This is a genomic window from Dyadobacter sp. HNCC25DJ187 (assembly GCF_056895255.1).
The window spans coordinates 1-14,331 of sequence record NZ_JBXHAT010000007.1 but is presented as its reverse complement, the minus strand read 5'-3'; the positions used below and the strand labels follow the sequence as shown (position 1 = coordinate 14,331).

Annotated in this window: 19 protein-coding genes; all 19 read right to left on the bottom strand. The window is 45.7% G+C overall.

The window, feature by feature from the left end; translation table 11 throughout:
• Positions 1-94 precede the first annotated feature (94 nt).
• Positions 95-613 (bottom strand): hypothetical protein, encoded by a 519-nt coding sequence (locus AC1XUE_RS25640; protein WP_483358850.1) that lies wholly within the window; start codon positions 611-613, stop codon positions 95-97.
• Positions 610-1,497 (bottom strand): hypothetical protein, encoded by an 888-nt coding sequence (locus AC1XUE_RS25635; RefSeq protein WP_483358849.1) that lies wholly within the window; start codon positions 1,495-1,497, stop codon positions 610-612. Before AC1XUE_RS25635 ends, AC1XUE_RS25640 begins: the two co-directional genes overlap by 4 nt.
• Positions 1,498-1,513: 16 nt before the next feature.
• Complete coding sequence (locus AC1XUE_RS25630; protein WP_483358848.1) at positions 1,514-2,458, bottom strand: DUF6712 family protein; 945 nt, start codon at positions 2,456-2,458, stop codon at positions 1,514-1,516.
• Positions 2,452-2,754 (bottom strand): hypothetical protein, encoded by a 303-nt coding sequence (locus AC1XUE_RS25625; protein ID WP_483358847.1) that lies wholly within the window; start codon positions 2,752-2,754, stop codon positions 2,452-2,454. The genes AC1XUE_RS25630 and AC1XUE_RS25625 overlap by 7 nt, the downstream gene beginning before the upstream one ends.
• 2 nt (positions 2,755-2,756) lie before the next feature.
• On the bottom strand, positions 2,757-4,085 hold the full coding sequence (locus tag AC1XUE_RS25620; protein WP_483358846.1) for a hypothetical protein: 1,329 nt from the start codon (positions 4,083-4,085) through the stop codon (positions 2,757-2,759).
• Entirely contained in the window at positions 4,082-4,393 is a 312-nt protein-coding gene (locus tag AC1XUE_RS25615; RefSeq protein ID WP_483358845.1) for a BTB/POZ domain-containing protein, read from the bottom strand. The genes AC1XUE_RS25620 and AC1XUE_RS25615 overlap by 4 nt, the downstream gene beginning before the upstream one ends.
• 263 nt (positions 4,394-4,656) lie before the next feature.
• On the bottom strand, positions 4,657-6,324 hold the full coding sequence (locus tag AC1XUE_RS25610; protein ID WP_483358844.1) for a hypothetical protein: 1,668 nt from the start codon (positions 6,322-6,324) through the stop codon (positions 4,657-4,659).
• Positions 6,302-7,021, bottom strand: a complete 720-nt coding sequence (locus tag AC1XUE_RS25605) for a hypothetical protein (RefSeq protein WP_483358843.1) — start codon at positions 7,019-7,021, stop codon at positions 6,302-6,304. Before AC1XUE_RS25605 ends, AC1XUE_RS25610 begins: the two co-directional genes overlap by 23 nt.
• 1 nt (position 7,022) lies before the next feature.
• On the bottom strand, positions 7,023-7,865 hold the full coding sequence (locus tag AC1XUE_RS25600; protein ID WP_483358842.1) for a hypothetical protein: 843 nt from the start codon (positions 7,863-7,865) through the stop codon (positions 7,023-7,025).
• 80 nt (positions 7,866-7,945) lie between these two features.
• Positions 7,946-8,140: a hypothetical protein gene (locus AC1XUE_RS25595; protein WP_483358841.1), complete on the bottom strand. Its 195-nt coding sequence runs from the start codon at positions 8,138-8,140 to the stop codon at positions 7,946-7,948.
• A 2-nt stretch (positions 8,141-8,142) separates the two neighbouring features.
• Positions 8,143-8,679 carry a hypothetical protein gene (locus AC1XUE_RS25590; RefSeq protein ID WP_483358840.1) on the bottom strand — a complete coding sequence of 179 codons (537 nt, stop codon included), beginning with the start codon at positions 8,677-8,679 and terminating at the stop codon, positions 8,143-8,145.
• 46 nt (positions 8,680-8,725) lie between these two features.
• Positions 8,726-9,163 carry a hypothetical protein gene (locus AC1XUE_RS25585; protein WP_483358839.1) on the bottom strand — a complete coding sequence of 146 codons (438 nt, stop codon included), beginning with the start codon at positions 9,161-9,163 and terminating at the stop codon, positions 8,726-8,728.
• 76 nt (positions 9,164-9,239) lie between these two features.
• The gene (locus tag AC1XUE_RS25580; RefSeq protein ID WP_483358838.1) at positions 9,240-10,217 is read right to left on the bottom strand and encodes a hypothetical protein; all 978 of its coding nucleotides are present in this window, start codon (positions 10,215-10,217) and stop codon (positions 9,240-9,242) included.
• Positions 10,218-10,281: 64 nt separating this feature from the next.
• Positions 10,282-11,520 carry a S49 family peptidase gene (locus AC1XUE_RS25575; protein WP_483358837.1) on the bottom strand — a complete coding sequence of 413 codons (1,239 nt, stop codon included), beginning with the start codon at positions 11,518-11,520 and terminating at the stop codon, positions 10,282-10,284.
• Between the two features lie 150 nt (positions 11,521-11,670).
• Positions 11,671-12,006 carry a hypothetical protein gene (locus AC1XUE_RS25570; RefSeq protein WP_483358836.1) on the bottom strand — a complete coding sequence of 112 codons (336 nt, stop codon included), beginning with the start codon at positions 12,004-12,006 and terminating at the stop codon, positions 11,671-11,673.
• A gap of 111 nt (positions 12,007-12,117) precedes the next feature.
• Positions 12,118-12,639: a hypothetical protein gene (locus AC1XUE_RS25565; protein ID WP_483358835.1), complete on the bottom strand. Its 522-nt coding sequence runs from the start codon at positions 12,637-12,639 to the stop codon at positions 12,118-12,120.
• A 691-nt stretch (positions 12,640-13,330) separates the two neighbouring features.
• Positions 13,331-13,555: a hypothetical protein gene (locus AC1XUE_RS25560; RefSeq protein ID WP_483358834.1), complete on the bottom strand. Its 225-nt coding sequence runs from the start codon at positions 13,553-13,555 to the stop codon at positions 13,331-13,333.
• A gap of 125 nt (positions 13,556-13,680) precedes the next feature.
• A complete protein-coding gene (locus AC1XUE_RS25555; protein ID WP_483358833.1) occupies positions 13,681-13,929 on the bottom strand; it encodes a hypothetical protein in 249 nt (82 codons plus the stop codon).
• Between the two features lie 27 nt (positions 13,930-13,956).
• The gene (locus tag AC1XUE_RS25550) at positions 13,957-14,229 is read right to left on the bottom strand and encodes a hypothetical protein (RefSeq protein WP_483358832.1); all 273 of its coding nucleotides are present in this window, start codon (positions 14,227-14,229) and stop codon (positions 13,957-13,959) included.
• Between the last annotated feature and the right edge of the window lie 102 nt (positions 14,230-14,331).

The following is a 14,331-nucleotide window of genomic DNA, read 5'->3' as shown; positions in this document are numbered from 1 at the left end:
GCTTGCAAGCCTCTTAAGTAGGACAGCAATTGCACAAAAAACCGCCCGGAAAAGCTTCCGGACGGTTTCTGATACAACACCATGAATAGTAAAATTATCTAGGTTTCCAATGAGATGGATTGAAGCACGATGCTGCTGCAATACGCCACGTAAATTCATAACGCCAGCCGTATAAATCATCATGCAAAGGACCCACCCATAACCCCTTTATACTTGGAAGCAGGGTTGCCTTTACACCATCTATTTTCAAAACCCCGGTATTAGAAGCCTTCTGCATATGAGCTATTATCTGATCTGCTGCAGGCTTAGCATGCACATAAATAGCCTCACGTGTACTGTCATGCCCTTCCGTTTTTTTCGAAACACGATGCAAAACAATAAATGCTCCATTCAATTCTGTAAATCTCCCTGAAGTATCAGTCACATCTTCATCATAGTACTCTACCAGTAAACAAGGCATAGTAACTCTCGATTTCAGCGCTACCAATAGCACGTTTGCTGTTTCAGGGCCATCTACAAAAAAAAGATTAATCTTTCCCGTATCCTGCCCCAACAATTCTAGTTGACTGGCTACATCCTTAAAAAACTCAACGAAATCGGGGTATGCGTTCATGATCGGCTACGTTTTTCGGCTTCCTGTTTCATTTTCTGATTGTGAGCGATCGTCACATCCAGTGTTTTTAATACTTCATGCAAGGTGCCTGCTTTTACGAGATCATACTTTGTGACGTCTTTATCCGCCATTTCGATCATCATATTCAGCCAGGTAAGCGACTGTGACCCGGACTTTTTTGCCGTAGGTTCTTTACCTTCAACTTCTGGCGGTGGTGGTGGAAAAAGATTCGTGTACAGTTTAGGAAGCATAGCTTTGGCTCCGTGGTAGTTTACCAGTATTGCACTTTTCACATCCTTGTTTACAGCCTTAAATACTTCTGCATAGGACGGTATCAATCCTGAATCAAAATGAATACGCTTATCGGTGTGTGCTTTTCGGCTGCTATTGGATTTCCGGTACAGAATACCGCATAGCTCATTCAACGCCTGGTGGTTAGCCGCAGGATTCTTCCGGAATAGTTCCAGCCGGGCTTCTGCCGACATAAATTCACCAAAACTGAGATTACCCAAAACGTCACCAGGGCCATAGACCGTAGTGCTCAATGCACGTGCAATTTTTCGTGGACAATGAATAGCCTTGTACTGCCAGGTGGAAAACGACGTGATCAAACCTTTCCAAGGCAGGTTATCTTCTTCGAAAAGAAATTGCAATTCCTTCAGCAGCTCCACTTGTTGCACCTCGTTGAGTGTCATCTGCTCGGCCTGGCTGATACCCGTTATGAGCGGAATGAGCAGCCACTGCAATTCAGGCCGATCGTGCAGATTATTCATAATCGCCACTGCACCCAGAAACTGATCCTGGGTGAGCTCGTTGAATTCGGTGGGAACGACAAAGGTTTTACTGAGTCCGGTTTCCGGCTCCCTGAGTGTGATATCTTGCATGGTGATGTTGTGAATTTTAAAAAAATGCAATTCCCCCGGTTGGCGGGCACTTCAATCTTTCTACCAGGACAACGGGTGCAGGCGGTATATAGCCCGTGGGTGGATTTGCATTCATCGCTTTGATCAGCGTTGCAAATTCCGATTCGCCAGACTTACCATAGGTACGCGCAGCGGCTTCAATCCGGGCGTTTTCTGATTCACTCACCTGGGTACTGTTGCCCATCATTACTTCCAGTCCTTCATTGGTCAGCTTCACCGATCTCGTCAGCAATGCACGTTCTGCAGCCAGGTATATCACAGCCTTTTCGGCCATCGTACGCATACGGCGTTCGGCCGGCGTGAGATCTGCGGTAAGCGATTCAATAGAATGGAAATAGAATTCCTGCATAGCATCCGCTATACGCGGCTCTACGTACCGGATTCCTTCCCGTAACGCCCGGAAAGTCATTTGCGGATGCAACATCGTGAACACCTTTTGCACTACCTTGGCGGTCGGCACCAGGCTTGTCATCATTTCTTCACGTTCCGGAGAAATGGCATAGCTTTCGAAGCTGTTCAGATTATCGTTCAGGAAATTGATCAGATCATCCAATGCATCCAGTCCTGAAGCTAGAAAAGCATTTTCAAGTCGCTTCTGTTCACCTTCTCCAAGGTTCCAGCGATTCGTATTCTTTGGCACATAAATACCGGATCCGTCGATAGTAACCCCTCCTACCTGGCTGTAATACCACAGCGCAAGTGGTCCCGTAGCGCTATTGATCGTATCCAGCACTTCCTTTTGTATATCTGTAGCCACTTCATCCTTCCCGTAGTTTTTGACTTCGTTATAGAAATCCCTACCTAAAATGGGTATGATGAAACGCTTTTCAGCCTTTTTGATTGATGGCTTTACGAGTTCAAAATCAAGCCCTACTGACACTTCTACGTATTGCATCAGCTGCTCGGTGGTTGATATCAGCATAGTTTTCTGTATTTCCGTATAGCATTACGCTCATTGAGCGCCCATACTTCTACTCCGTTAATTTCAAATTGAGTAAGTCCGAGGCTGGCAGACAACCGGTTATTTCGGCGCAGCTGCTCCTGTTCTCCCTCTATGCGCTCCCGCTCAATGCGCTGCTCCACAGTTTCCTTTTCTTCATCCTTGCGGAAAACAGGCGTATTCATTTGCCCGATCGATGCGCTGAGCATTGCAGCCATTATGAGCGATGAAAACCCAGAATAACCACCACCAGCAATTGCAATACTTCTTGTTCTCATATTTATGCTGCCTTTTCTGTTGACCCGGCACCGGTGTCTAATGTTGTCAGAATGGTTTGTTTGGATCGGAATTCGAGTCCCGGATACTTTGCCTTCCAGCCATTGAATTCTGCAATGAAATCCAGCGGCTCATACAGCACATCCCGGTAAGGGTCGAGCTGGCTGAGATAGATCAGCAATGATTCGCGTTTGTCGGATCCTCCGGAACGGGATCCCATTTCTTTGGATGCAAAACCTACCAGCGTAGGATCCAACCCGAGCGAGTACAGCAAATGAGAAGTGGCTTCCATGTTATCAGCCAGGTGCGCACCGTCTTTGAGTTTGTCCGGAATCGCTTCAATCTTCCACCCTTCAATAGTTTTTCCATCGATCGAAGAAACACCAAACTCGGTGATCAGCGCAATCCCGCTATTCTTAGCCCCGACAATACGATCATTGATCTGCTTCATCTTCGCCATCCGAATACCATCACGCTCTTCAGGCGTGGCTTTTTCCCATACCGATCCATATTCATTAGCCCAGTATTCACGTGGTATCTGAATGTGATACCTGATCGTGATTTGGTTTTCAAACATGTACTTCTTCACTTCAGGCACTTTTTCCAGCACATCCAGCCAGCCAGATGCCCGGATACCGTCCCAGTGTGCGAGCTGGTAGAAAGTGTTACCAGGTGTAGGGTAACTGCTCGGATAGATAAACTTGAAAGTATTGGTATGCTCGTCACGTGTCCAGTTTACCAAATCATATTCATAAGGATCCAGTGAGCGAATTTTTTGTGTTTCGTCACTATTGTGCATGGCGTTCGGCCAGTTGGCATTTACGTATACATGCTCGGAAACTCCCCGTTCATTCTGTTTTGAAACCCTGCAATAAGCTGCTTCAATAGGCAGGATATTCGTGATTTTCTTTCGGTCTTTTGATAGGATCAGTTCCGGAAAAATATTGAGGAACCAAAAGATGTCATTGGCAGATTCCCGTACGTACCGTTTGAAATGGCGCGTGTCCAGGAATGCCAGTATTTCAGGATCCTTCACAGGCTGCAAAATCTCCTTTCCCGTATCGTCTTCGTCCACCAGGTACGGCCGCACCTTCCTGCTGATCAGGTTTGCTTTCCAGTTCAGGGCCTGCGGAATGATCGTACTACGCCGGCCACGCTTCAGTACCTGTTGGGGAAAATCATTGGCATCACCCCAAGGAACGTATTCCAGGCTTGATACCACTGTATGATCCTTTACGATCGGCTGAGTCGGCGAAGCACCTGGCATTCCCAGGGAAACTGCCACCCCCGACGGCAACAGTGCTACATTTTCATTTGGGAAATAGATCTTCATAGTACGGGATGGCCGTTCAGTTCTTCTATAAGGTCAATATTGATATGGCGAATCTCGCCACTCGTTAAATTTTTCACGTCAATGGGATAGCGTTTCTGCCTGGTACTGCGGTTTTGACTTTTACCCTTCACAGCTACAGTCGTCCGCGCCTTCAGCAAAACAGCCCTTTCCAGAACAATTCTTTCCCCACCGGTTTTACGACGTTTGTCTGCAGTACAAAACACCACATGAAATGCCTGCGGATGGCTTACATGAACACTTTCATCCAATATTTTCAGGGCATCACGTACAGTAATTGGCGTTTTCATAATCTCAAATTTCCTACCGAAAAAAGCCTTTCAGTAGGACACCTTTTTATGTCAAAAAAAGTACAGTTTTGCACTATTTTTTTTACCTTTTATTTGTGCATCAGGCACTTAGCCCATTTTTTTAGAAAAATCACGCGTTTTGCCACAGAGTTGACCCCGCCACACACTGTACGTTGGTGCAATTGCACTGGGTGCCCTGCCCGGTGATATATGACAGGCCGGGTCGGGTACGGGGGGTGTCATTGTTCGCAAATCGCTGATAATCAATTGATAAACAATAATGATGATTGATACCTACCGCGCTCCTGTCTTCGCTTGATCATACCTACCACCAATGTGTCGGCAGAGTCAGTATAATGGGGTGCTTCGAGCTGATTGGCCTTCTCATCACGCTCCATTCGCTTGTCTTTCTCAAATCCGGTTTTCCCACCCAATGCAATTTTGGTAGTTTCCATAGCGGTACGCAGCGTAGTGGTATTACCCTTGTTGAACCTAGCACGGAATAGGCGTTGGTGATCCTGTGATCCTCCGTTCAACAAAGAGCCCCAAAGCCTGTAACGATTCCGGAAGGATGGTGTTACTCCGATGTAGGATTTGGTGACCGTCCATCCTTTACCCTGTAAATACTCCACGAATTCATCCAGGGGATTCTCATCACTTACAGGGTTAGCAGGGTTGTGGGTATGATCGTAATAGATGATTACTTCTTTCTTGTAGTAGTATCGATAATAGTTATGAAACTTTTCAGCAAGGTGTTTGACCTTATTCTTACCAGACTCGATCACATCCAAAGCATTGATAATGTTCAGATCATGATCCTTTTCCTGCCCTATAGACATTACATTAAGCCGACCACCCACATCCAACGCCACTTCCAACGGCATACTCATGTCCAGGTCCAAGTCCTTACGACAATCCAGCAATTTCCCTTGACCATATTTATCTTCAGATAACCCGTCAGCAAAAGAATAGTCAATTGCATTATAGAAATGGATATCAGACAAATCAGCATAAAATGAATGCTCCACCTTACCAGGTCGCTCATTAAGTACCGAAGTATTAAAAATGAATACAGGAAGCGTTCTTTTTAGCTTCCGGATATACTCAACACCCAGTACATCAATGTTATCCAGTGTACTCGATTCAGAGTAAGAAACTGCCGATTTCCTGATTTTGGAAAGTTCCTTTTCATAAAAAGCAATATCCGAAATCTCAGACTTCAGATACTTACCTCTTGTGATAGCCTTAAGCTTTGTCTGATTTATCTGCTGCTGAATGGCCAGAATGAGGTCAATGGTTTCAGTATCCATCATATCCTCATAATCGTGTATCCATTTGGCACTGGATGACACCGGCATATCAGTCGTGTACATGATACTGTGGTGCAGGTGACATTCCTGGAAGTATCGGTTGTTACCCCGTAGCGTCGGCATCAGTTCGCTGTCGAGCCGGTCTTTATTCAGGAATTTCACTTCATCACCCACCAGCCAGTCTAACGACATACCATTACTGCTACCCGGTCTATCCTGGCTGATCAGCCGCATCACAGATACATCGTACCGGTTCACGCGCATGAAAATGCTATGCTCAGCGGTCTCCGGAGTAACATAAGGCATATTCAAGCCGATGTTTTTCGGAGGCATTTTCCTTACCCAATAATCTATATCACGCCTGAGCCCCATTTCTTCCCACCTGGCAAGCATCGGCGGCAAAGTGCGGTCCAACAATTGCATATAACTTTCTGCCACGTTACCACCGGAAGAACGTGGCATCAGGGACATACACCGATGTACACGTGGTGCCAGCTTACCAGTTGTCTTTCCGGTACCACGGCCATCCACGCTTACGGACTCATTCGCATCAATGGCGTTCGTACGGAGCTGTGATTTATTCTGGTATAAAACAGTCTTACTTCTGGTGTTCTGACTCATTTCGAGGGTTATTCAGCAAATCTTCATAGTCAACATCCACGATTTCACGCAGCTTTTCTTCCTCCTTTTTCCTATGGAAGCTCTTAATTATTGCAGCCAGATTTTCGATAGGCTTCGCCCCGATCGCCGTGAGATCCGTTGTTACTTCTACATTCACAATCACCGGCTCAGGCAGTTCATGCTGCTCACGATCGTATCCGTTCACCTTAGCCAGGATTACGTCATATTTGGCGGCTACTTCAAAACCTTTTGAATTATTCAACAGCATGGCCTTTTGCCGGGTACGCAGGCAACGTTCAATGAACATCACCTTTTCAAATTCCTGGTTGACCTTCGTAACGGAAGCAAACATACGCTTGCAATTAGCCACGTCTGTGTATGCCTGGCGCTGGCTTACTGCGAATTCCTTCACCAGGGCACGCACCACTTCGATATCAGACGGCGGCTCAAAATCACTGATCCATTGCCGGGCAAACTTCCACCTTGCAAGCTGCCTGAGCATGGTCTGGGTTAGTTGTTTTTTGGGGTTGATGTAAGCCTCGTAGATGGCATCATAATCATCCTCAAAGCGTTTTGTGATATCGCTTTTTAGCTTAGCAGAATACCGCCTGACAACCTTCTCCTTCTTTTTTTTCTTCTTTTTCGGTTTCTCCGGATCACCATCAAACACCGCTTTTGGCTTAAAACCTATACCCATATCACAATTCAATTTCAATTTGTTTCATCTCACTTAGGTACTTATCCAGCTTCTGCGCATACTTTTCCTTTTTTTCGGGTGAAGCAGCTTCCTTCACTTTCTTAGTATACTTTGTCACATAGGTGCGAAGTGTCATGTATCGTTTCGGGTACAAGATGCCCTGATTTTCCAGCGGTTCATTGGACGGCACGCGGCCATGTTCTTCCCAGTAGGCGATCTGCCCGAAAAGCGTATCCAGTTTTGCAGTAATGTCCAAAATCCGGTAAGCGGCCACTTTCCTGTCTTCCCGACGCTGCGGATCCGGAAGGTCCCGCAAACGCTGTTTCAGAAGCACTCTTTCGTCCATTAGCTCGTAGGTCGATTTGTGCCAATTCCGCACTTCTTCAGGCTCATTTTCCAAATTTTGCCTACGACTTTGCGCGCTGGTCAGTTTCACCACTTGTACTTCTGGAGCCTTAGCCAGGAACTTTTCTACCCGATCGGAAAGATCCATCACCGTTTCTTCCAGGTTATCCACATTCTCCGAAAGGTTCTCCACTGAGTCTTTTACATCCGATACCGTATCAGATACATCCCACAGCTCCGATTCCAGTTCATCCACCGTTTCTTCCAACCTGGCTACTTTGCCAATTTTCTTTTTCACAGGATCCGGAACAACTACTGGTACATCGAAAGGCTCAGCAAGCCCGGCACGCAGCTTTGCACGGTTAAAATCATTGGCTCCCATGCACAGCATTTTATAGGCCATGTTCTCACCGTAGCGCTGGGCCCATAGCCGGAGCCCTTCGGTGTAGTCTTCATTTTTTTGCCAGCTGGCTAGCTGCAATTCGTATTCTTTTGTCATCACGGAAGGCTTTAAACAAAATAATCCGGAGCACAACCGGCCCGGATTATTTCATATTCACACAAAACTCAAGATACTATCTACGATTTCTCTACATATGGGCACTTTGTCTCTACAAGCACTTTCAGCTGTTCGTCCGAAAGATTGGCCAGGTCGTACATAAGCCCTTTATGCTCTATCGGCATCGATTCCTGTTCTTTTAGTCCGATTACCTTGTATTTTCGGGCAGCATTGCTCTTAGCAACTACTACCGGCGTTGTTTCCTGATTTGCCATGTTTACGCTGCAGGGGTTAGTGGTACAGAAGCCGTGTAGGTAAGTGTGGATGGCTGGGTAACGCTCAGCGTAAATTCCAGCACACTACCTTCACCGTTATTGGTACCGTTCAGCTTCTGGCTGCTCAAAGTAGCGTGGATACGGGATGTACCGTATTGATCGTAGCTACCATCCGGCATGTTAGCATCTTCTACCAACGCAAGTACCGGGTAAATACCATTGCCGATCGTGTTGGACAGCAAAATGGCCTGCGGATTATTGGATGGAACGCGAAATACAGTCGTTTTTACCTTCGCACCACTATTAGCCCCACCAGGAGCATAATTGTTCACACCTGTATCCTGAAGCAATTCCAAGGTATGGAACTGTTTGGCAGATTTCATGATGTGAGGACTGGCAATGGTAAAAGCAGCTTCACCGGTACCAACAGCCCCAAAAGTCAGGATGTCGTTATGACCAGCAATATGTATTTTCAACTTCGTGCCGCCCATGTTACCACCACAGGTATCGCCAAGCACTATGTCTAATACTTCACACATATAATTTGTTTGTTTTAAAGCCTAAAAATAAAACTCCCGGGTACGATCAGGAAAGCAGCTGCAAAACGCTACTGCCCTTTTCCACCAGCTTAGCAGCCAGTTCCTTATTCTCCTTCAGATCGGCAGCTGCATAGCTTACACCGCCCACATTGAACGAAGGAGCTACCGCCTTGTACTTTTTTTTACCCACGGTGATAATAACACCTTCAGAGTGCGTTTCTTCCGTCGATAGCGCTTTGTGCTGCTCTTCGATAATGGCCTGCGCATCCGACAAGTCCTTTTCTTTCTGAAGAAGTAAAGACTCAGCTGCTGCCAATTTTTCACGGGTAACAGTCAACTCTTCTTCCTGTTTTGCAGCTCTCTCAACTAGCTCATAGTGCTTTTCGTTAAGTTTTTCGAACTCCCCCGGTTCAGCGCTCAGTCGCTTAATTTCGGCATTGGCCTTATCAAGATCAGCCTGCAATTCTGCATTTGTTTTTGCCATTTCAGGTAAAAAATTATGGTTATAAAAACATCCTTTCCCGTTACCAGGAAAGGATAAATATCAATCACATCAGCTGTTAAGCTGCTCCATCATTCACCCAAACAATTTGCGGGATGATGAAGCCTATACCCATCCACCAGTCGGTGAGCAGTTTCACGGAACGGTCAAACGCCTGGATATCGAAGATACCCTTCGAGTTTTGCAACCCTTTGGTAAGCATAATTGCGTTGCTTTTCGGCGTCATGAAGAAACGGTCATTTGGCGAACCGTTTGCTTTCAGGTTCAAAGAAGGCAACCCAACAATATTGGCATTTCCGAAACGGATACGTGTTACGCCTTCATTCGTAGTGTCAATATTGGTTAATAAACCATATTTCAACTCATAACCACGCTTATAGCGCAAAACGTGAGATTCCGGTGCATAAATTGTCATCGGGATACCGCGGTATTGGATAGGTACAGCGTCATAGAATGCCTCGTAGTACTCAACAAGCTCCTTATCATCCGTAGGAATTGCACCCAAAGCGATCGGCGTGATATCACCTGCTGTTACATGATCAGCAATGATTTTCAGTATACCGTTCATTGCTGTACCTGCACCTCCTGCAGTACCGGCAGTTGGCGCAGCATATACACCACGGCCAATTTCATTCAATTCAGTGTCCTGTTGAATCTGTGGTACCACTTGCTTTTCCATCCAGTATTTAATGAATGGCCAATCGGTACGCTTTACATTCGTACTCGAAAGGAAACCCAGCCAGCTGCTTTTGATATCGTCCGGATATTCCAGCAAATCGGCTTTCAGGTTGTACTGTCGGATCTCACGCGGTTTGAACTCGGCAGTTCCAGTTGGCGTAAATGCACGCTGGAAAGGCTGAACAATACGTGTATGCCTTGCCTCGGATGCACGCCATACGGTATCATCCGTAATGACATGCGTAAAAGCCTGCTCCGTAACGAATCCGCGCTTCAGTTGCGAGTAGATATCGTTCTGGTTTTGTCCATGGCTCAGGTAATACGCACCAAATGCGGCTACTACTTCTGAAATAGTCATATTGATTTAAGAAATGAAGATGAAGTGTAATTTTTGGTATGATGGAAATCGAAGCAGGTCTAGCTTAATAGCCTAGTGCTGCCGCCTCTTTTTCACTTGGTAATTCGTCAATAGTTTGCTGCAAAGTCTTGGCATCGCCTTCGCCAGCTGGGATATCATCCTTCGCCTTATCCACATTCGTAGGGAATGCGCCGGGCTGAGATCCGTATGCGGCTACTTTCACCTGCAGTGCATCACGCTCAGCCGTCAAAATGGTTTTTTCGGTCGTCAGGGTCGTAACTTGGTTAGTCAGGGTTGAAACCTGGTTGGTTAGTGTTGTCACTTGTCCCAGAGCGGTATCGCGTTCGCCTGTCAGCTGGGTAATTTGCGAACTCAGCTGTTCAACTGTCGGCGCATCAGTCTGCTGTCCGGTTTTTTTACCGGCCAGCTCCTGCATTAATTGGTCAATCAATCCCATTTGTATAGTAGTTTGTTTGGTTGCTTGTTGCATATCCGCCAGCAGTGCCAGCGTTTCCTTTTCCGGTACCAGTTCATCTATCAGTCCCATTTCGATCGCTTCCGGAGTAAAGTAGATACGGCCTTTCTCCACCGCCTTATTCAGGTTCGTGCGGACGGCGTGCATATCCCCGATAAACTGATTGTTGAGCACATCCAGATACTTAGTAAGCAGCGTACTGTTTTTTCCTTCACTCTCAATCAGCTGCCTGAATTCCTCATTCTTTTCTGTGGATTCCGTTGCATAGGTTTCGTATACATTCAATCCTATGGACTTCCAATAACCGAGCATGTCCGCCTGTGTGCTGTACGTTCCAAGGCTCCCGATCTGGTCTGTCGGCTGAGTGGCTACTATTTTGCTGGCTCCCGCTCCCTGGTACAATGCTGCACTGGCCATATAGCCATCCACCACCATCAGCACAGGTTTGGGATAATCGCGGATCAGCTCGTAAACCTCCCTGGTACCGGCATGTTGCCCACCAGGTGAATCAATCTTGATTTCAATTGCACCCACCTGCTCATCGCTAGCCAGGGCATTCAGGTAATTGATCAGGTTTTTGGATCCATACCATCCGTACTTGTAGATCGGCCCCACAATGGATATCAAGCCCAGTGCAGTACCTTTTCCGGTAATCCCTTCACGTGCGGCAGCCTGAAACAGACCATCACGGTTGACCATATAGGTCAGTTCCGGTTTCGGCCACACTGCAGAAAGATCCTCATTGCGATCGGCGCGTGCTATCAGGTCGATATTGTTGAGAAGCCACGTAGGCTCTATCAGCCACTGCCCGGATAGACAGCGTGCCATGGTGGAGATTAAAGCATGATTACTGAAGGTTACGTTCTGCATCGTCCGTTGTTAAGTGAATGCAAAATTGAGGGCTGGCCAAATTTTTCCGTAGGACACAAAAAAAGGCTCTCTCCATCGGAAAGATCCTTTTCTCTTACTACTCAACTTTCAATATACAAACGGCTTGTGGCTAAAATCGCCAGCAAAATTCAGTCTGTAGCCCTGCACACCTACCAGCTCAGGTGCTGAGAAATCGGTTTGAAACAAGCTACAATATTGGTTTGGACTGCCCACTATGCGCCGTTTTCCATCATAATGATGCACACGGAGCACAAAACGCATGTTTTCCATCTGGGATATCAACGCGGCCACTTCCTGTGAGTCGTTCACCACCAGGCAACTGACCGCCACCGAGTGTGTCGCGCCCTGGTCACCTACGACAGTGGGCTGTTCGAAGGTCAGGCTACCCCGGTACACGCCGATCCCGTACCAGCGGTTACGCACTCGCGGCAATGGCCCGTCCCAACCGGTAATTTCGTGCCTGGGCAGGAATTCAAGATGGTACATCCCCGTAGGTAATTCGCAGAGCAGGCTTTGGATATCGTCCATATATAATCAGATTTTACCCAGCAGCATGCCAGGCAGGTAATTTCCACATTCAGTTCTTATCGTATTGTTCCGTACCCGCCAACGCAGATACAGCTTCCGGATCCGTTCATCGGTCCATTCCTTTTCATAGATGTTGTACCGGTCCCGGAAATCGTTAATCGCCTGCTGGATATGGAAAACGTTGCCTTTGCTCCGCATGATCTCCATATCACTAATGATTTCGAAATCCATAAATTTCGTCACCATGTTATTAAAGTGCATCACCCGGCGTTCCGGGAAGATCAGGTTATCCTGGTAACGGATAGGAATTGCAAATTGCCAGTTTTCCCGGTATCCATTTTTTTCGGCTTTTGCTTTGTCCACCACTTTCACCTGCTTTGTTTTCCGCGTATAGGCATTAATCAGCCACATACCCACGAGGTCATCCTGATTTGCCAGATAAACGCTCGGTTTCCAATATTCCAGATACTTTTTCACAGGCACACTCACGGGTATGCTGTGTACTACCACACGCGCAATCGGCTTCACTCCCATTTAATAAGTAACTAACAGAGGCTAATAAGTAACTAACAGAGGATTAATTCACTTTCAAATTTACAATTTTTACTACATATCTCGTAAGTGAATAACGCTTAAAACATCAAAAAATAGATATTTTATTGTGTTGTCCCCGATATAATAAGGAATCGAACCTATTTAGAAGCCAGTTGTTGTATTTTCTTGAGACTTCCGGTAGAAGAAACCTGTATGTTATACCATTTTAGCGGACGTATTTTTTCTGCGCTGAGCCCGGAAACTGGGTTTTTCTTTGTAATTCTGTAATTTTTGTATACTCGCTGATATTCAACAGGTTAAAAATTCAAAACCCTTTTTCAAGTTTGTAATCCTTCTAAAAAAGTTTGTAATCCTGTAATTCTGTAATTTTTGAGCCATCCCCGATTTATAGTAATTACAATCTTTTTGTAATTCTTTATAAAAAATTACAAATAAAAAACAAATCTGTAATTACTGACCCTGAGACTTTTAAGGTACTCATATTTGATAAATTACAGAATTACAAAATTTTTCGAACTTTTAAGATTGGAGGGTAGAAGGGAACCGAAAAGCCCACAAAAAAGCCCCAAATAGGGGCTCGTTATTTTGGATTATTTCTGTAATTGGCAGCGCTGTCGGCTATCAGCTGTCAGCAATCGGCTTTTGAAATGCTGGCTTTTGCTGGTCATGATAATCGGATCAGCTTGGGGTTCTCCCATATGAACCAATTTCTCATGCCGAACCTGTTTGTTTCCCGATACTCTTTCCTTTCATATCGTACTACGTACGCACCATCACCATCGGTCAATGGCACATCTAGGGATGGATATGCATCACCTGTACAGGGTACAGCTTCCATGATCTTATTCGCTCTTTCAATGATCTGGTTTTCGGTTAACTTTTCATACATAATGTTCAGATATTAATTCCTTTTTATAAATGCTGGCTTTTGCTGGTCAAGCAATTTAACAATAAAGCCCCGCTAAGTATAACGAGGCTTTAAAAATTGAATATGTAACCATAAGTGACATTAATCTATTGTTCTGCCACGCCCGTTTCCTTCACATCCTCATGCTGAGATTTATTGTAATCCAGCTGGGCTTGTACGATCTGGTGGTTCATGAACGCAAGCTTTTCGATTAAGCCAGCGGATCCGTGAAGGGCGATATGCTTTCGAAGCCATTCGTGATCGAACAACCCGCCATCAATATCTCCGACTTTATCACTACTGTATTCGCTGTCCGTCACTACGTATAGAACGGTTATTTTCTTTGTCTCTGGCATTGTTTTGTTGTTTATGGTTCGACTCTGTTAAAGTGTTGGTTTCAATTGTTGCCATGCGTCGAGCTTTGCTTGATATATTTCAGCAGGTGTGACATATTCAAGCTGCTTACCAGATAAATATGAAGCTCTATGCTCATACGCCGTATTCTGGTATTCGCGTTGGCTAAATACTTCGAGGTACTTTATTTTCCCTGGAGGGCAGTATTTGACCTCAATCGGATATCTAATTTTGCCTTCGAGGGAAATTATCGGTTGAACCAATATTGAAACTCGTGTTCCGTCTGCTCTTTTTATGATCATGATGATAACTCGGTTAAAGTTTACAATTCAGTGAATAGGGAACCTTGTACAACTTCGGTGATCGGCGGGAGTTGGACCGGTGTCGACAGATAGCCTCCCCAC